This is a genomic window from Vibrio sp. QJM3NY_26 (assembly GCF_057786005.1).
Genome location: NZ_CM173515.1, coordinates 691,408 through 710,031, shown reverse-complemented (window position 1 = coordinate 710,031; position 18,624 = coordinate 691,408). Strand labels below are relative to the sequence as shown.

15 protein-coding genes and 1 other RNA gene are annotated in these 18,624 nt (G+C 43.9%); 5 read left to right on the top strand and 11 right to left on the bottom strand.

Features of this window, described 5'->3' with window-relative positions:
* Positions 1–53: 53 nt before the first annotated feature.
* The 5 genes from dnaJ to grpE all read right to left on the bottom strand — a co-directional run bounded on the left by dnaJ (position 54) and on the right by grpE (position 7,337).
* Positions 54–1,202 (bottom strand): molecular chaperone DnaJ, encoded by a 1,149-nt coding sequence (gene dnaJ, locus AC3CH4_RS03095; RefSeq protein ID WP_017087727.1) that lies wholly within the window; start codon positions 1,200–1,202, stop codon positions 54–56.
* A 289-nt stretch (positions 1,203–1,491) separates the two neighbouring features.
* A complete protein-coding gene (dnaK, locus tag AC3CH4_RS03090; protein ID WP_004735165.1) occupies positions 1,492–3,405 on the bottom strand; it encodes a molecular chaperone DnaK in 1,914 nt (637 codons plus the stop codon).
* Positions 3,406–3,795: 390 nt separating this feature from the next.
* Entirely contained in the window at positions 3,796–4,833 is a 1,038-nt protein-coding gene (locus tag AC3CH4_RS03085) for a polysaccharide lyase family 7 protein (RefSeq protein WP_488543276.1), read from the bottom strand.
* 255 nt (positions 4,834–5,088) lie between these two features.
* The gene (locus AC3CH4_RS03080; protein WP_004735163.1) at positions 5,089–6,363 is read right to left on the bottom strand and encodes a dicarboxylate/amino acid:cation symporter; all 1,275 of its coding nucleotides are present in this window, start codon (positions 6,361–6,363) and stop codon (positions 5,089–5,091) included.
* Between the two features lie 392 nt (positions 6,364–6,755).
* A complete protein-coding gene (gene grpE, locus AC3CH4_RS03075; protein WP_017059864.1) occupies positions 6,756–7,337 on the bottom strand; it encodes a nucleotide exchange factor GrpE in 582 nt (193 codons plus the stop codon).
* Positions 7,338–7,480: 143 nt separating this feature from the next.
* Here grpE and nadK point away from each other — a divergent pair, with 143 nt between their 5' ends.
* From nadK to bamE, 3 genes are all read left to right on the top strand, one after another.
* Positions 7,481–8,365: an NAD(+) kinase gene (gene nadK, locus AC3CH4_RS03070; RefSeq protein ID WP_004735161.1), complete on the top strand. Its 885-nt coding sequence runs from the start codon at positions 7,481–7,483 to the stop codon at positions 8,363–8,365.
* Between the two features lie 294 nt (positions 8,366–8,659).
* Positions 8,660–10,324 carry a DNA repair protein RecN gene (gene recN / locus AC3CH4_RS03065; RefSeq protein WP_488543275.1) on the top strand — a complete coding sequence of 555 codons (1,665 nt, stop codon included), beginning with the start codon at positions 8,660–8,662 and terminating at the stop codon, positions 10,322–10,324.
* Between the two features lie 167 nt (positions 10,325–10,491).
* Positions 10,492–10,851 (top strand): outer membrane protein assembly factor BamE, encoded by a 360-nt coding sequence (gene bamE, locus AC3CH4_RS03060; RefSeq protein WP_004735159.1) that lies wholly within the window; start codon positions 10,492–10,494, stop codon positions 10,849–10,851.
* Between the two features lie 216 nt (positions 10,852–11,067).
* Here bamE and AC3CH4_RS03055 read toward each other — a convergent pair whose 3' ends face one another.
* Both AC3CH4_RS03055 and AC3CH4_RS03050 read right to left on the bottom strand, forming a co-directional pair.
* Positions 11,068–11,379, bottom strand: coding sequence for an RnfH family protein (locus tag AC3CH4_RS03055; protein WP_004735158.1), 312 nt, complete (start codon positions 11,377–11,379; stop codon positions 11,068–11,070).
* Positions 11,380–11,382: 3 nt separating this feature from the next.
* Entirely contained in the window at positions 11,383–11,811 is a 429-nt protein-coding gene (locus tag AC3CH4_RS03050; RefSeq protein WP_004735157.1) for an SRPBCC family protein, read from the bottom strand.
* Between the two features lie 119 nt (positions 11,812–11,930).
* Between AC3CH4_RS03050 and smpB the strand changes: the two genes are divergently transcribed.
* Positions 11,931–12,416 carry an SsrA-binding protein SmpB gene (gene smpB / locus AC3CH4_RS03045; protein WP_004735156.1) on the top strand — a complete coding sequence of 162 codons (486 nt, stop codon included), beginning with the start codon at positions 11,931–11,933 and terminating at the stop codon, positions 12,414–12,416.
* A gap of 66 nt (positions 12,417–12,482) precedes the next feature.
* Positions 12,483–12,849, top strand: a transfer-messenger RNA (tmRNA) gene (gene ssrA / locus AC3CH4_RS03040).
* Between the two features lie 208 nt (positions 12,850–13,057).
* Here the strand turns inward: ssrA and AC3CH4_RS03035 are convergent.
* The 4 genes from AC3CH4_RS03035 to AC3CH4_RS03020 all read right to left on the bottom strand — a co-directional run bounded on the left by AC3CH4_RS03035 (position 13,058) and on the right by AC3CH4_RS03020 (position 18,623).
* Positions 13,058–14,938, bottom strand: coding sequence for an ATP-dependent zinc protease family protein (locus AC3CH4_RS03035; protein WP_488543274.1), 1,881 nt, complete (start codon positions 14,936–14,938; stop codon positions 13,058–13,060).
* Positions 14,939–15,243: 305 nt separating this feature from the next.
* A complete protein-coding gene (locus AC3CH4_RS03030; protein WP_488543273.1) occupies positions 15,244–16,053 on the bottom strand; it encodes a M15 family metallopeptidase in 810 nt (269 codons plus the stop codon).
* A gap of 82 nt (positions 16,054–16,135) precedes the next feature.
* On the bottom strand, positions 16,136–16,864 hold the full coding sequence (locus AC3CH4_RS03025) for a DUF429 domain-containing protein (protein ID WP_488543272.1): 729 nt from the start codon (positions 16,862–16,864) through the stop codon (positions 16,136–16,138).
* A gap of 46 nt (positions 16,865–16,910) precedes the next feature.
* Positions 16,911–18,623, bottom strand: coding sequence for a class I SAM-dependent methyltransferase (locus tag AC3CH4_RS03020; protein ID WP_054548078.1), 1,713 nt, complete (start codon positions 18,621–18,623; stop codon positions 16,911–16,913).
* Between the last annotated feature and the right edge of the window lies 1 nt (position 18,624).

The window sequence follows — 18,624 nt, the reverse complement described above, 5'->3', positions numbered from 1 at the left end:
GATCAAAAAAGCCTGCACACTGGCAGGCTTTAAGATTTTCAAATCACTATCAATTACTTAGTTAGGTCATCGAAGAAGTTTTTAACGCCGCTGAAGAAACCTTCAGACTTTGGCTTGTGCTTGCTTGCCGCTTCACCACAACATGTCTCTTCGAATTCACGTAATAGTTCTTTCTGACGAGAGCTTAGCTTAACCGGAGTTTCAACTACTAGCTTAACGATTAGGTCACCCACACCGCCGCCACGAACGCCTTTCACGCCTTTGCCACGCATACGGAACATACGGCCCGTTTGTGTTTCTTCTGGCACTTTAAGGTTTACACGACCATCGAGTGTTGGAACTTCAACTTCACCACCTAAAGCTGCCATAGAGAAGCTTACTGGCACTTCACAGTAAAGGTTGTTGCCGTCACGCTCAAAGATGTTGTGCTCTTTTACGTGTACTTGTACGTACAAGTCGCCAGCTGGAGCGCCGTGCTCTCCTGCTTCGCCTTCGCCAGATAGACGAATGCGATCACCAGTATCAACACCTGCAGGGATCTTAACGTTAAGCGTTTTCGTCTTCTGTTTGCGACCTTGACCATGACATGAGTTACATGGGTCTTTGATGATCTTGCCTTTACCGTTACAAGTAGGACAAGTCTGTTGAACCGCAAAGAAACCTTGGCGCATTTGTACCTGGCCGTGGCCATGACAAGTACCACACGTTTGTGCAGAAGAACCCGCTTTAGCGCCACTACCATCACAAATGTCACACTCTACAAGAGTTGGTACTTCAATCTCTTTAGATACACCACGAACGGCTTCTTCTAGAGAAAGCTCCATGTTGTAACGTAAATCAGAACCACGTTGTGCACGCGCTTGACCGCCGCCACGACGACCGCCGCCAAAGATATCGCCAAACACATCACCGAAGATATCGCCAAAGTCACCTTGGCCACCGCCGCCGTAACCGCCGCCGCCACCCATGCCACCTTGTTCAAAAGCTGCGTGGCCGTATTGGTCGTAAGCTGCTTTCTTTTGAGCATCGGTTAGGATCTCATACGCTACTTTTACTTCTTTAAATTTGTCTGCTGCGCTGTCATCACCCTGATTACGGTCCGGGTGGAATTTCATCGCTAAGCGTTTGTACGCTTTTTTAATATCGCGCTCTGATGCATCGCGGCTTACGCCTAATACTTCGTAAAAATCACGTTTTGACATGTTCTAGGTCACCAAATAATTGCTACTACCGAATGATCACTTCAGTAGTCTATGTATCAATCTAGATAAAAGTTCTGCCGGCTGAAACGCCGAATAAAGCTATTATCTAGATCGACAAGTCTAAATACAAATTTACGGGCGTGAGAGTTACCTCTGACGCCCGTATCTTTAGAAATCGAAAAACGACTTTTTCTAAGCTAAAACACGTTAGTTCAAGGAGAAGGCACGGAGCTTACAAGTGTAAGTGAGTACCTTCGACGCAGAAATCACGTGTTATAGCGACGAAAAATTATTTTTTGTCTTCTTTAACTTCTTCAAACTCTGCATCAACAACGTCGTCATCTTGCTTAGGTTGTTCACCAGCGTCAGCACCAGCTTGTTCAGCTTGAGCTTTCTGTTGAGCAATTTCCATTAGCTTTTGAGCTGCTTGCATAAGTTCTTGAACTTTAGCGTCGATAGCTTCTTTGTCATCACCAGACTTAACTGATTCTAGAGCTTCGATAGCTGCTTCGATTTTAGCTTTCTCGTCTGCAGGTAGAGCTTCACCAGCTTCTTCTACTTGCTTCTTAGTGCCGTGAATCATTTGGTCAGCTTGGTTACGTGCAGTTACTAGCTCTTCGAACTTCTTGTCAGCTTCTTTGTTAGCTTCTGCTTCTTGAACCATTGCTTCGATCTCTTCCTCAGACAAACCGCCTGATGCTTGGATAGTGATCTTCTGCTCTTTACCCGTTGCTTTATCTTTAGCAGATACGTTCAGGATACCATCAGCATCTAGGTCGAATGTTACTTCAACTTGTGGCATGCCACGTGGTGCTGGTTGGATACCTTCTAGGTTGAACTGACCAAGAGACTTGTTGTAAGTCGCTTGCTTACGTTCACCTTGAAGAACGTGGATAGTTACTGCGCTTTGGTTGTCTTCAGCTGTAGAGAACACTTGATCCGCTTTAGTAGGGATAGTTGTGTTTTTCTCGATAAGCTTAGTCATTACGCCACCCATCGTTTCGATACCGAAAGATAGAGGAGTAACGTCTAGAAGAAGAACGTCTTTAACTTCACCAGCTAGTACACCACCTTGAACAGCAGCACCCATTGCAACAGCTTCGTCAGGGTTCACGTCTTTACGTGGCTCTTTACCGAAGAATTCAGTTACTTTAGCTTGAACCATAGGCATACGAGTTTGACCACCAACTAGGATAACGTCAGTGATTTCGCCTACAGATAGATCAGCATCTGCTAGAGCAACTTTTAGTGGCTCAAGAGAACGTTGAACTAGGTCTTCAACTAGAGACTCAAGCTTCGCACGAGTCACTTTGATGTTCATGTGCTTAGGACCAGTCGCATCAGCAGTAACGTAAGGTAGGTTTACGTCAGTTTGAGTAGTAGAAGAAAGCTCGATTTTCGCTTTTTCTGCTGCTTCTTTAACACGCTGCATTGCTAGTGGATCAGATTTAAGGTTGATACCTTGCTCTTTCTTGAACTCATCTACTAGGTAGTTGATCATGCGGTTATCGAAATCTTCACCACCAAGGTGAGTGTCACCGTTAGTTGAAAGAACTTCGAAAGTCTTCTCGCCTTCTACTTCATCGATCTCGATGATAGAGATATCGAATGTACCACCACCAAGATCGTATACAGCGATAGTGCGATCACCACCTTGCTTGTCTAGGCCGTAAGCCAGAGCAGCAGCAGTTGGTTCGTTGATGATACGTTTAACATCTAGACCAGCGATACGGCCAGCATCTTTCGTTGCTTGACGTTGAGCATCGTTGAAGTAAGCAGGAACAGTAACAACTGCGCCAGTTACTTCTTCGCCTAGGAAGTCTTCAGCTGTTTTCTTCATTTTCTTAAGAACTTCAGCAGATACTTGAGGAGCAGCCATTTTTTGGCCTTGCGCTTCAACCCATGCATCACCGTTATCAGCTTTAACAATGTTAAAAGGCATGATTTCGATATCGCGTTGAACTTCTTCATCTTCAAAACGACGACCGATTAGACGCTTAATCGCGTATAGCGTGTTTTGAGGGTTAGTAACTGCTTGACGTTTCGCAGGTTGACCAACTAGCGTCTCGCCTTCAGTGTATGCGATTACCGATGCTGTTGTGCGTTCGCCTTCAGCATTTTCTAATACGCGTGGTTTGTCACCGTCAAGAACAGCAACACAAGAGTTAGTAGTACCTAAATCAATACCAATGATTCGACCCATCAGGCTTTCTCCGAATAAATTCTATTTAGTTTTTTGCTATACCCACTATGTGGGGGGTAGTAATCAGGGATTCAACCCTAATACACAAAATTTAAATGCAAATGTATTTTGCTTTCGTATGCACCATAGATAAGGGCTGCAAACTAATTTTCAAGGGAAATAGGTAAAAAAAATCTGTTTTTCCCTCTATCTTTCTACTTAAAGGTAAAAAGTGGCTTACCCCTTACTGCTTAAGGCTCGAAAGTTGACATATTCACGTGTTCATCTTCATAAATAAAATGTCTCCCTATTCTATCTCGCATAAAAAAAGACCTTCATATGGAAGGTCTTTTTTCAACTAACAGCGCGTCGAACCGTTATTGATTCGGCAATATTTTTGATTAGGCAATATTATTGATTAAGAACTAACTGGTAGAAGCTTGCTTGGGTGTAGTCACCCGCTTCCATACCACGCCACTCACAGGCGGAACTCGACTTCTTAGTATTACACTGGTTATACGCACCCGCTTTGAAGTACATCCAATCTTGACCATAGCCAAGATCGATATCGTGCCCCTGATATTTACCCTTTGCCAAGTCAACATCATACGTCTTCACAATAGGGTCGGCTGAGTTTGGATTTTTAATAAAGGTTAAATGCATGATGTTATCTTTGATATTCACATCATATGAGAACACTTCACCTAACTTGATACCATCAGTAGGATCAGAGCTGCCTTTTTTCAGGTTGTATTGGCCAAATACATCATGACGAATGTCTTTACGAAGCTTCTTACCATTTTCATCCTTCGCATTTTTCATCTCTGTTGGCGGATTTAATTCATAGTTCCACGTTAACGAACCATGCTCGTGCTCTGGCAATTTACGGTAAACAATTTTCAGAGGTTCATTATCCGAGCCGTGGATTTGACCAATAACCACAGAGAATGCACCAGTTTTCTTATAGTTACCGCTGGTACTCACCTGATCAACAGAAAGTGTCGCCGTCATCTGCCCACCGATAGAACCAAACTCTTCAGCGTTCTCGTGGCTTGAAATAGCGAAATTGTTACTCGGCGCAGAGTAGCTATCCGCTAGCATCGCTCTTAGCTCACTACGCGTGTTTTTACTGTTTGGCGTCGTTGGTGCTGTATTCGGAGCCACAAACACCATCGCACCAGACTCGGCATCCGTGTAAAACCATTTAGGGTGAACGTAAGGCGTGTCTACATTCGACAGTTCCTTTGTACCAATCTCCAGCGTTTTACCTTTTCTAGACCCTTCAGTCGTCAGCTCCGGTAAGTTAATTTTCCATTTAGATAAATCGAAGTTTTGTGCTGGTGCTTTTGCAGGGTCAAGATTGAACTGTTGACCAATATCGTGATTAGAAGCAAGAGCGGGAGCGGCTAAAAGGCTGGCAGTCAGTAGGCTAAGGTAAGACAGCTTCATTATTGGGTTTCCTTTATGTCGTCATAATGTAGGTTGCCAGAACAATAAAATAATATTGTATTATTATATGTGATCTATATTAAAGATTGAAAACTGATGGCCAATTCGGCACGAGTAAAAAGAAAAAATGAGACTTAGCACCAACCAACGATTTTTTGACCAAGTAATCAGATAACCCAAAGCACTTATCATCAGAAACAAAAAAGCCCCGCTCTCATTGAGCGGGGCTTCTAGTTATCGAATCTTAATTAAGAATTATGCTTCTGCTTTCTTTAGCTCAGCTTCTTCGTTAGCTTCAACGCCGATTTCGTTTTCAGATTTCGCTACGATAGTGTTAACCGCAGTATCACCAACAACGTTAGAAGAAGTACAGAACATGTCACAGATACGGTCAACAGCAGCAACAATCGCTAGACCTTCTGGTGGCAAACCTAGTTGGTGCAATAGAACACCGACCATAACCACACCGCCACCAGGAACACCACCAGCACCGATAGACAGTAGCAAGATAGTTAGACCTAGAGTAAAGATATCAGCAGTGTTGATTGGCTGACCGAATGCGTTTGCTACGAACATAGTTGCTAGTGCGATGTAGATAGACACACCAGACATGTTCATTGTTGCACCTAGTGGTACACCGAAACCTGCCACTGACTTAGATACGTTCAGTTTGTCCGTCAGAGTACGCATTGTTACTGGAATCGTCGCGTTCGAACTTGCAGTCGATAGTGAGAAAAGGATTTGCTCACGAGTTGCACGTAAGAACTGCTTTGGAGAAATACCAGTGAATGAACCAACCATCATTGGGTAGAAGAAGAAGATCCAGAACACAAGCATTGCTACAACAAGCGCTACATAGCCAGCAACTGACATTAGCGTGTTTGCATCAAGTGTTGCACCTAATTGAATCATCAGAGCAAATACACCGTATGGCGCAAGGCTCATTACTAGGCCGATAAGCTTCATCATGATTTCGTTAGCCATCTTGAATGTCTTGATAGCTGGGCCACCACGAGAATCAAGAGCTTGGATAGCAAGACCAGTCAGAATAGCCATGAAGATGATTTGTAGCATGTCGCCACTTGCAAACGCTTCTACAGGGTTGCTAGGAACGATGTTTACAACAAGAGAGAAGATATCTGGCGTTTCAGTTGTTGTAAGCGCAATTGTCTCAGAAACTGTACCCGCTAGATTCGCACCAGCACCCGGTTGGAAAATAAGACCAATCGTTAGCGCTGCAGAAATCGCGATGATGGTGTTAATAATGTAAAGACCAAAGGTTTTACCACCAAGACGACCGAATGAACGAATATCTTTTAGCTCAACGATACCGCAAACAATAGATACGTATACAAGAGGTACTACAAGCAACTTGATAAGTGATACGAACATACCACCAGCACCTTCAGCAGCGCCGAGTAGGTACGTATCAAAAATAGCAATGCCGCTGAATAGGTACTGAATAGCAGTACCAATAATAAGGCCGGCAAACAAGCCTACAAAAATCTTACTTGAGAGCGATTTGTCCATCGTTCTTCTCCAGTTTGTTGTGTTTAAAAATTGTACTTTTATAGTTATATATGCGACCCAAATCGCTATATTGCAGTGGATTTTACATACAAAGGTAACAATTAAAAGCATTTATTTACAAAAACATTACAAGTGTGACATCAAAACATTTCTTCATTAACAACCAGTTTCATAATATAAAACTCTAAATCACTGTTCTGGATAAAATAAAAAGAACGACATTCTTAATGCGATTTTGGTGACTATTCACGTGGACTCTCAAGTTACAGGCATAAAAAAAGAGAGGCATATGCCTCTCTTTTCATTTCACGTTAACCAGTGAATTGTTTTGTCGCCGCTATTGTCTTACTTCACTACTGCAATAATCAACTGCTTAGCAAGCGGCTACTCAATTACTTAGCAACCATTACCATTGCAGGGCGAATAACACGGCCGTTAAGCTCGTAGCCTTTCTGCATAACAAACATCACAGTGTTTGACTCGTGGTCTGGGCTTTCTTGAATCGACATTGCTTGGTGGAATTCAGGGTTGAATGCTTCACCTTCAGGGTTGATCTCTGTAAGACCAAATTTAGCCACTGTATCTACGAACGTTTTGTGAGTTAGCTCAACACCTTCAAGAATCGGCTTAACCGCTTCGTTCTCAGCATCTGCAGCTTGTACTGCACGCTCTAGGTTATCGATAACAGGTAGTAGGCCTTCAGCGAATTTGTTTAGCGCGTATTTACGTGCTTTATCCACTTCTTGCTCAGTACGACGACGCATATTCTCAACTTCAGCCTTTGCGCGAAGAACAGAATCTTGCTGCTCTTTCACTTTAGACTCACTAGAAAGCAGTGCGGCTTCTAGTTGAGCAATTTTTGATTCCTGCTCATCAGCCGCGTCTTCATTCAGTTCAGCTTCTTCAACTTTCTCAGCTTCAGCAATGATCTGATCTAGCTCTTCTTCGGTTACTTTGTTTTCTTCGTTGCTCATGATATCTCCAGAATTCGTTTTCAATGCCAGTGACAGGCGTGTTTGCGCCTCAAATTGATATAAAACACTCGCATAGACGTTCAACTTGCCTTTATTATGGGGATGAAGAATTTTGATTCAAGCCTAATTCGTTTGGAAACGTTATGAAAAAGCCATTTGAAGTCATCGCAATTATTGGTAAACCTCGAGATCAGCAAGCAATTCAGACTCATAGAGAGCTCTATCAGTGGTTAAGTACTGAGGGTTATCAAGTGTTTGTTGATGATAGGCTCTCCAGCATTTTGGACGATATCCCACAAGAACATTTTTCTAGCCTGATTGAATTGGGTAAACGTGCCGATCTCGCAATTGTTGTGGGTGGTGATGGAAATATGCTCGGTGCGGCTAGAATCTTGTCACGTTTCGACATTTCAGTGATAGGTGTTAACCGAGGTAATCTTGGTTTCCTAACCGATCTCAACCCTGAAAACTTCCAGAGCGCGCTGACTGATGTGCTTAAGGGAGAGTTCATGGAAGAAGAGCGCTTCTTACTTGAAACTGAAATTCATCGTCACGGCCAGATAAAAAGCCACAATGCAGCCCTTAATGAGGCTGTACTGCACCCCGGCCAAGTCGCGCACATGATCGAGTTCGAAGTGTATATCGATGACAGCTTCGCCTTCTCACAGCGCTCTGATGGCTTGATCGTCTCAACCCCGACAGGTTCTACTGCTTATTCGCTTTCTGGCGGCGGCCCTATCCTATCATCAAGCCTAAATGCTATCTCACTAGTGCCAATGTTCCCGCACACCCTTTCAAGCCGCCCACTTGTGGTGGATGGAAAACGTCGTATCAAGTTGATCGTATCGCCTGATAACCGCGGCACTCAGGAAGTCAGCTGCGATGGCCAAATCTCGCTACCGGTTTCTCCTGGCGATGAGATCCACATTTACCAAAGCCCGAATGTACTTAAGTTGATCCATCCTAAAGACTACAACTACTACCATGTTCTACGCAACAAACTAGGCTGGTCGAGTAAGCTGTTCTAAAAGAATAAACGCTCCAGTGGCAACCAAAAATTTGAAAGGCTGACGACATTCGTCAGCCTTTTTTATTGCCAGTAAAAAGCCCGTCGGCTCTAACTTCTCTTCAATTCCTTATACCGTCATTCCCAAGAGGAAGGAACGACTGAGTTGGGAATCTATTGCGGTTTCAGTAATCTACAGACAACCTCAATTCTGATAACGGTCACAAAAAACTTTCACCTGTCGACTTTACTGTATAAAGAAACAGTATATACTGAGCTTATATACAGTATTGTTCAGTTATACAGGTAAATAAAAATGCTGGCTCATCTAAGTGTTAATAATTTCGCTATTGTTAAGTCTTTACAGCTAGAACTCTCTAAAGGCATGACAACAATCACCGGTGAAACTGGTGCGGGTAAATCTATCGCTATCGATGCTTTAAGCTTATGTCTTGGAGGAAGATCAGATGCGGGAATGGTTCGACAAGGTGAAGAAAAAACCGAAGTCAGTGCTGCTTTTTTACTTGAGAACAATCTACACGCTACCCGCTGGTTAGAAGACAACGAGCTGCTTGATGGCGGTGAATGCATATTACGTAGAACCATCTCTAAAGAAGGTCGTTCTCGCGCATTCATTAACGGTAGTCCTGTCCCTCTTTCACAATTGAAATCGCTTGGGCAGCTGTTGATCAACATTCACGGTCAACACGCGCACCATCAATTGATGAAGAGCGATTACCAAATGGCCATGCTTGATCAATACGCAGGCCACTTGAACCTGTTGAAATCGACACGTAATGCTTACCAAGCCTGGCGACAAGCCGATAACTACTTAAAAGAGTTACGTGAAAATAGCCAGCAAAACCAAGCTCAAAAACAACTTCTTGAATACCAAATCAAAGAGTTAAATGAGCTGTCTATTGGGGAGGAAGAATATGAAGACCTCGAACAAGAGCATAAGCGCCTCTCCAATAGCGGAGAACTGGCCACAACCTGCCAACAAGCTATCGAGCTTATTTATGAAGGCGAAGAAGTTAATGCGCTTGGTATTCTGCAATCGGCCAATAACTCCCTGATTCAGTTAGCTGAGCTTGATGAAAGATTGGCTGAATTGCCGAGCTTACTGTCTGAAGCCATTATTCAGATTGAAGAGACCAATAACGAATTAAGAACCTACCTAGACAGCATTGATGTCGATCCAGGTCGTATGGCTTACGTTGAAGAGCGTTTCTCTAAAGTGATGTCGATGTCTCGTAAGCACCACGTATTACCAAAAGAGCTTTATAAGCACCATCAAGACTTATTACAACAAGTTGAAGCGCTGGATTGCTCTGATGAAAAATTGGAAGAATTAGCAAACGAGGTAGAAAACCAATACCAATCGTTCGTTGCTAAATCAGAGAAGCTTCATAAATCTCGAACTCGTTACGCAAAAGAACTCAACAAGCTGATCACGCAAAGCATGCACGAACTGAGCATGGAAAAAGCGCAGTTTGCCATTGAAGTGAACAACACCAACACACACCCTTCTCCATTGGGTATGGATAACGTAACCTTCATTGTTTCGACCAACCCAGGCCAACCAATGCAGCCAATTGCTAAAGTAGCCTCTGGTGGTGAGTTATCACGAATCTCACTGGCGATTCAGGTGATCACAGCGCAAAAAGTGGATACACCAAGCCTGATTTTCGATGAAGTCGATGTGGGTATCAGTGGGCCAACCGCTGCGGTTGTCGGAAAAATGCTGCGTAAGCTGGGCGAATCTACGCAGGTAATGTGTGTAACTCACTTACCTCAAGTTGCCGGTTGCGGTCACCAACAGCTGTTTGTTGCGAAGAACACGAAATCAGGTAAAACCGAGACTCAAATGCACACGCTTGATGAACAACAACGCGTTTCAGAGCTTGCTCGACTGCTTGGTGGCAGCCAAATTACCGAATCGACACTTGCCAATGCAAAAGAGTTATTAATCGCAGCTTAGGTTACATATTTGGCAACTTTCTGATAATTTACCGAAAATTCTTGGCAATTTTGCAACTTAATTCAAAATTGCCAGTCATAACAAGCTCAAAGCGCAAGGAGCTTTTTACTTCTTGCTGGAGCTTGTTTATTATCAGGCAGTATTTTAGCGAAGAAAGATCTCAAACTATGCGAATTAAAAAGTGGTTAGTTGCAGTTCCACTTGCACTAACAATGTTGACCGGTTGCTCTCTACTAGAGAAGTTGGTTTATCGAATTGACATCAATCAGGGTAACTATGTTGAACAAGAAGCTGTCGATCAGCTCAAGTTTGGCATGACAAAAACACAAGTTCGTTACGTTATGGGCTCACCAATGCTTATCGAAAACGGCTACCCAGATACGTGGTATTACATTTACCACCACCAAAAAGGCCATGAAGACCCTATTCAGAAAAACCTAGTCGTTAACTTTGATGCCACAGGTACTCTAGTAACGATCAACGGTGATTTTGAAGCCAGTGATGAGTTCTTCGAAAGCCTTCGCTAGCTTTCAACCAACGAAGCTTTCCCGTCGACAAAGCTATCAGCCGATAAAGCTCTCGGTCGACAAAACTATCAGTCGACAAAGTATGAATCGCAAAAGCCTGCTAACACGAGCAGGCTTTTTAATATCTGCTAACAAATTAGCTGCGTTGTCTAACCAACAAGCACAAAAAAGCTCGCCAACATAGCGAGCTCTCTTCTTAGTCAAACTTGTTTGGCATTACGATTTAGCAGCGGCCGCTTTTGCTTGTTCAGCACGCTTACGGCGAATCTCTTTTGGATCGGCTAACAGTGCTCGGTAGATTTCGATACGGTCTTTATCACGAACCGTCGCATCTAGTTTAACGTTGCGGCTGAATACGCCAACCTTATTTTTCGCTAAGTCGATTTCTGGATACAGTTCCAAAACACCAGACTGCGCAATAATCTCTTCCACAGTCGCGTTTTTGTTCACCACCAAGGTAAACACACGCTGCTCGTGCGGAAGCGCAAACACAACCTCTACGTGGATCATATCCGATTCAATAGTCATGGCTTAATAAACCTGTTTCGCGCGTTGAGTAAAAGCACTGACCATATTGCTCGTCAGCTCATTGAAAACCTTACCAAATGCCATTTCGATCATTCGGCTAGAGAATTCAAACTCTAACTTAAGCTCAACCTTACACGCTTGCTCATCGAGCGGAGTAAAGTACCAACCACCCTGCAGCTTTTTGAATGGGCCGTCCACCAGTTCCATCAAGATCTCAGCACCGTCCGCTAAGCGGTTCGATGTGGTAAATGTTTTGCTGATACCAGCTTTAGAGACATCAACCGAAGCCACCATAGTTGAATCTGAAGATTCGATCACACGTGAACCAGAACACCCTGGCAAAAACTCGTGATAACGAGCAACATCATTGACCAAGCTGAACATCTGGTCGGCACTAAACGACACTAATGCTGAACGAGTAACCTTTGGCATATAGACTCCTGTTAAAGACAGCGTTACATTAACACAAACTGCAATTTTAATTGTATTGGGCCAGAGCGCAAATAAAAAGGATTCCCCAATTAGGGTGCAATCCGTATAATGAGGCCATTATGGCAAAGAATAAATCAAAATCAAAAGCCGGTAGCAATACCATTGCGCTTAATAAGAAAGCTCGCCACGAATATTTCATCGATGATGAGATAGAAGCGGGGCTTGAGCTACAAGGCTGGGAAGTAAAATCCCTACGTGAAGGCAAAACCAATATCGCAGAAAGCTACGTCTACATCAGAGACGGCGAAGCATTCATCAGTGGTATGACGATCACTCCGCTAACTCAAGCGAGTACTCATATCGTGGCGAACCCAACACGTATCCGTAAACTACTAATGTCGAGAAAAGAACTCGACAACCTTATCGGTCGTATTAACCGTGAAGGCATGACACTTGTCGCAACCGCGCTTTATTGGTCTCGCTCTTGGGCGAAGATTAAAGTTGGCGTAGCGAAAGGTAAAAAGCTGCACGATAAACGTACTGATATGAAAGAAAAAGATTGGGCGAGAGATAAAGCACGAATTATGAAGAGTAATTTGCGTTAATTTTAAGCACTTAAACGCACAGTGCTAGACAGGCAAAGCTTTTCTGGTACTATGCAAATAACACTTGGGGCTGATTTAGGATTCGACAGGAATTTTGAAGTCTGAGGTGCATGCCGTGGGGCGGTTGGCCACGTTAAAAGCCGCAAAAAAATAGTCGCAAACGACGAAAACTACGCACTAGCAGCTTAATAACCTGCTCAGAGCTCTCTTACCCTAGCTTCCGCTCGTAAGACGGGGACCAATAAGAGATCAAACCCAAACTAGCTAGCGCGGATTCTCCCACCTGAGAGGAAAAGCGCGAATAACAATTCAGGTTAGCCTTTAACTAGCGTGTCGGTTCGCAGGTTGCTGGTGAAATTAAAGATCGACTAAGCATGTAGTACCAATGATGAATGATTTTTGGACGCGGGTTCAACTCCCGCCAGCTCCACCAAACGTTTGGAAAGGGCCAACTCGAAAGAGTTGGCCCTTTTTTTATCTTTATTTTACTAGCCATAACAAGGAAAGTTTCTTTTTAACAATGATTTACCTTTAGCTCGTCAACAATAAAACCAGACACTCAATAAAAAACCACACATCCCGTTGCTGAAATGTGTGGCTGTTTAAAACTGTTCTCTTACGAACTTAAATAAGTTTAGGTGTTACTCCATATCGCCCAGCAAGTAATCTTCATCACTGCTCACTACTGCGCCGTGTTTCAGGAAGTTCTTACCTAGGATCATGCTGTATTCAAAGCGAGAGCGATCTTGAAGGTTTACCCTCACCTCTTTCTCTAAGTCACCTAACTTCACCTTCATTTCGACGACAGGACGAATGTTCACCTTCTCGCCTTTCTTGGCTTTGATGCGCATAACATCAATCACTGGCTTAGTGAAGTCTTGCTTATCGCCTTGGTTGTTTTGATAGGTAAAACTCACCATGTCTTGGCCGTCTTTCTTAAATCGTTTGATGTTGACTGCATTCATTGAGCTCACATCCGCACCGGTGTCGAGCTTGGCCGGGAACTTCATACCGTTCACTTCAACAACTTCGATGTGCCCTACTTTAAACAGCGGCTCAGCTTTTAAAAGGTAGTCAGATCGAGTGTTCACATACACACCGTCTTTTGCCATCTTCTTGCCTAAAATAAAGTACGCTTCTTTCTCATTCGTATTGAGCACATCGATGGCAAACTCTTGCGTACGAACGTTTCCAGAGACCGCAAACTCACCACTCACTACCGGACGAGTATCATCACCGACTTTAAGCTTCTTAATAATTGGCTTGGTCACCTTCTGCTTCTCACCGTTTACATCCGTAAGGTAAAATTCAACGTAGGCATCTTTGCCTTTACCTGTCATTTCAAAACTGTCGACCTTCAACAGAGGCGTGTTGACAGTGAAAGAGGCAACGGCCTTGAGTGGGAAGTCATCAAGGGTGATGTCCTCTTCTGGAGAAATAACCAAAGGTTCACTCTTTTTAGCGACATCACTAAAGCTTTCTGAACCTTCAGAAAGAATATTTTCTGCATTGGTATCAATCATGAAAAGTTCACTGGCGGTACTGGTACCAAATCTCAACTGCGACTCACTACTCGAGCGCTCACGTAGGTACACCAGAACGTCTTTAGTTGTGTTTTCATCGAGTTGAACCGGCACATACACCAAAGGTCTTTTCTTACCACTCACGCTTAACATACGAACTAATGGCAGTGTCATCTCTTTCTGCTTTCCATCGTTGTCGAACATATCAAACGTCACTTCACTGTTCTTCTTATCTACATCGATGTCTTTTGCATGAAGGATGCTGTAGCGATTTTTTAATGAGAAGGTCGCGTTCATCGCCATTCCCGAGATAGACACTACCTCTTTTCGACCTACTACTGTCGCGTTTTCCTGCTCTTGCAAGTAGTCATAGCCCGCAAACACTAAAGCGTTGTCAGCAAGGAAGGTTTTACCAATCAGCACTGGCGCTGAAAAATGGCTTCTGTCGGTCAGGTTAACATCGGTTTTTAGCTCTTGGTCTGCAATGGTGAGCGACATTTTTACGGTAGGACGAAGCAAAGGCGTGCTGCTAGTGCGGCTGCGTATCATACTGACACGCTCTAAAGGCGCTTCGATTAATACCATGTCTCCCGTACGCGGGTTTTGAACCTTAAAAGACACCACAGCTTCATATTTCGCAAAGGTACTGCCATTCCAATCATCGTAATCAACATCGGAATTGTTCAACAGGTCTTCGGTTATTGCTGCCATCAACTCTTTGTCTTTGAGGTTTTTATAGTCGGCATTCGTGCTCTTCACATGAATGTCTTCCGCATGCATAGAGGTAGTTTCTGCACCAGTATCGATTTTACCAATGAAAGGAACGTCTTTTAGCCCTTGAACGCTCGATAGGTACACATTCTCCGTACGGCCTAGTACCGCTTTACCATCGAGTTCGTAAGTCGGGTTTTGAGTGGTGTGTGAAGTGTCTGTAGCCAAAGAATATTGTGAAAAAAGTAGAGTGCTTAAAAGAGTTAGAGCCAAAGGTATCTTTTTCATTAGTTGGTCCGTTGTGATCAGTTCACTAATAATACTGGCGATTCGGCAAAGAGTTCCCCCACCAGCAATGGTTCTCACAAAACGTTAACGCTATGAGTTTTTCAATGACAAACCGATGACTTTGCGCTGCATTCGCTTATCGATTATTGACTAACGGATACCCAATAACCTGTTCAATACTCAGTGTTACATTGGAGAAATGAATACAAAAAAGGCCAACGACAAGCGCTGACCTTAGCTATTCAAAACACACCTGAAGCGAGTTTAACTTGCTAAAACACAAACGGTTCTAGATAAACATAGCACTAAAAAGTCCCGACTGTTTTCTTTGCACAGATAGCTCGAGCTTTTTCTGCGTTCTCACCTTTATTTTTGAGGTAGCACTGTCGATAAGATTCGACGTAGCGCTCAAATAACACTTTGGCTTCAGGTTGTGGTTTAGAGAGCAGTTGGTTAATGAATTTTCTTGATCCGACCTCAAAATGCTGAGTATCGATTGGGGCATTCCAATCCCCTCCCCAGATCATAAATCCGTGATGAGCAAACAGCTCAACCACATCTTCTGCCATGCCTCTGCGTTCAATTTCATCACGAGCACGAAAACGAGTACGGTTCACATAGCGAGTTGCCGATTGCGATGGCTTTACCGTGATTCTTCCGTTGCTATCAAACTCTAGGAAAGGGTTTTGAACTGGGTTGATGTCGATTGCCACACCATAGGCATGTTTCGACCAACCTCCTCCACCTGTAATAGGACGAGCGTTAAACGCGCTACTGTTGTTCGCGTCCATTGAGGCGTTATCGTCACCTCTGAATTCACGCATTAAACGAGCGGAATGAAGAGGAAAATTGCGCTGTTTAAGCTCTGAAAAGATTTGTTCAACAGCAGGCGCAACCACATCAAGTACGATCATATTGCCCTGTTGCGTTTCCCCTTTGAAGTTAATGAAATCGAAATCCACCTTGGATAACCGCTCACAACCAACAGGCGCACCACTGCTCAATACATTGTTCTTTTTCATCATGTCGCATTGCCATTGAGATATAGGGGCAACCTGGGCATAACTCGCAGCACTGAGCACAGTGGCAAGCCAGCCGACAATAAAACGTTTCATATCAAAGACTCAAAAATAGTAAGAGTGAAAAGTAGCAGAAGTTGGAAAATAGCATATTAAGCCAAGTTGAGCGCACGCTTTGTTAGCGCGTTTTGTTCCAATAAACAATCTCTCGAACTCGTCCGTTCTGATCGACATCCGCTTCTCCACCAACATCAGAAAGTTCAGGTAAGGTCGATAATTGCGGAGCGTAATAGGCAACCAACATAAGTACAAAAGCATCGAAAAGATCATCTATCGCGACGTCTTTACGCTTTGTGGTTGAAATGGCCAACGACAAGCCGTCACACCATTGAGGGGCAAGTTGCTGAATAATAGAAAGCCGTTCCTCTTTGCCCTCTTGCGTTCTTTTTGAAAAGGTCAGCGGTTCGCCTTTCAAAGCTGCAAACACCACCTCAGGATGTGATTCCCTGATAGAAAGATTAGGATGAGTTTCAATGAGCTCATCAAGCTCGCGGATTTTGGGCACAATTCCCCAAGTCTGTTTAGAAAACTTCTTATCAAGCTGCTGCACATTGGCATTACACCCCGCAATGTAATCGATTTGGTAAACCGCCTCTCGGCACGGAACGGGAAAAACGGAAGAGCCACGCTTACTGGTGAGAAAGCGCCTTGCTGCTTTATCGCATAATCTATCCGGAGTCTGTGAATCGCTAAAACCAATCGGCATATCGATTAACGTTGTTGCTCCCGTAAGATCGTCAAGCAACTCATCTAGGGTCTTTACCACCTTGAACTCAGGTGGCTCATTGCCAGAGACAATCCAAGCGATCCAACCTGCCTTGCAGCCATCAATTCCGATGTATTTCATTGTTTTCTTGATAGTAAATCGCCTCAATAACTCGTTTATTTGCTGATCAGTTCCACTCACTGATCAGAAGTCGACTTTTTACTCCACGTACTTGCAAGCCCATTGCATCAAACACCTCTTCAAAATCTCGACACTGTGCTGGTATGTTGGGTAAAGAAAGTGCCGCTTCAGAAAAGAACTGCTGTTCAAAATGAGCAGAATCGCTCCACGCCAATTGCCACCATTCGAGAATCCGAGACTTAGACGAACGAAGCTTTTCCGCTGTGGGAACTTTATCACTTTTACTTAGGTTCTCTTTGCTCGTAGTTGGAAAGAGGTTCCACTTATCGTTGTTTGGCCAGTAAGCAAAAGGCAAACAGTGATCAACGTGATACTCATTTTTCAATGACTTTCCACTCCAGACGCTGACAATGTCGGCACGATTAGATCTAAGTTGCTCGACACGTTTACGCACATCGCGAGTGTCGTGGTTTTGATCGATCCATACCAAGCAATCGTGATAAGTCTGTAGTGAGATACTTCGCTGTCGGTTCAACTCGAAACGCTGCATCTCCATGACCCATTGATTCACCACCAGCGGTTCAATCCAAGAGTGGTAGATTCTAAAGCACTCCCACAGGCTTTCATCGAGAGTGAAATAGCCAAAGCTTTCTAGGAACTCACTATCCATGACCAATGATTCTCGGCTCTTCCGTCGTTTTTGAGGAGGGTATATATCGAATAGTCGGTTGTCTTTCGAACCTTGATAAATAAAAGTCACAGGTCCTGATTTAATAGTGCTGATCGTCTGTGAAAACAACTTCTGCAATGCCTTAGCTTCATCGCCGAAAAACATAGCGCCTATCGCTAGGTCATCAGCACTTAGGTGTTTGAGTTTGTTCCAGCCATCCTCTTTTACAAACCCAAGTCCCTTCGTTGTGTTGCTATTTTGCTGAATCCCAGTGCCTTCTATGTCGATATCAATCAGTCGCTTAAACTGCCTAACCCAATACAAAGCAACCAAGCCCACTGGTAGAGAAATTTTCCCATCAGTTCGATCAATCACAGCGCCTGAATGAGCATCCGCAATTCGCAGTAATGTTCTCAACAAAGCCAACTTGTATGTCGCCGACTTGTTGTCATTCACAATAATGTGGCGCACCTTGTTCAAGTCGCCAGAACCATCATCTGGTAATGTCATCACAACGGTTTGCCACCACACTTCACTGCGGTTCAATGTATCTTGGCTATCATCGACATGACGAACCAACAAGGCGCTGTTTTTTGATAAACGCTCAAGCTCTTCAACCGAGACTTGATACCCTTGCCGACTGTCTTGAAACTCTCCATGACGTAGAGTGATCACCAGCTTGCCATTTGGAGCTAGCAAGTTAGACAACTTTCTAAATGCACGCTCTCGATGAGACGGAGCGAGATGCATCCAAACAGCACTCACCAATATCAAGTCAAAACGCATTCCGAGGTTTTCAGTGCGGCTAAGCGAGGGAAGTGAATCATCAATCCAGGTGACACTTGGCCCGGTATATTCAGAGCCTTGTTGGCGTAATGAGTCACTGGGTTCTATCGCAATAACATCGGCTCCGGCTTTGTACATCCATAGCGCATCACGACCACTTCCTGCACCGACATCTAGTACTTTATCGCCCTCTAAAGGCCAATAAGCCTTCCAGCTTTTATGTACCGTTTCGAAGGTTACTGAGTTGTACTGTTCACAAAGTGTGTGAGCATTTTTATCGTAAAAAGAAATCGATGAGGACATA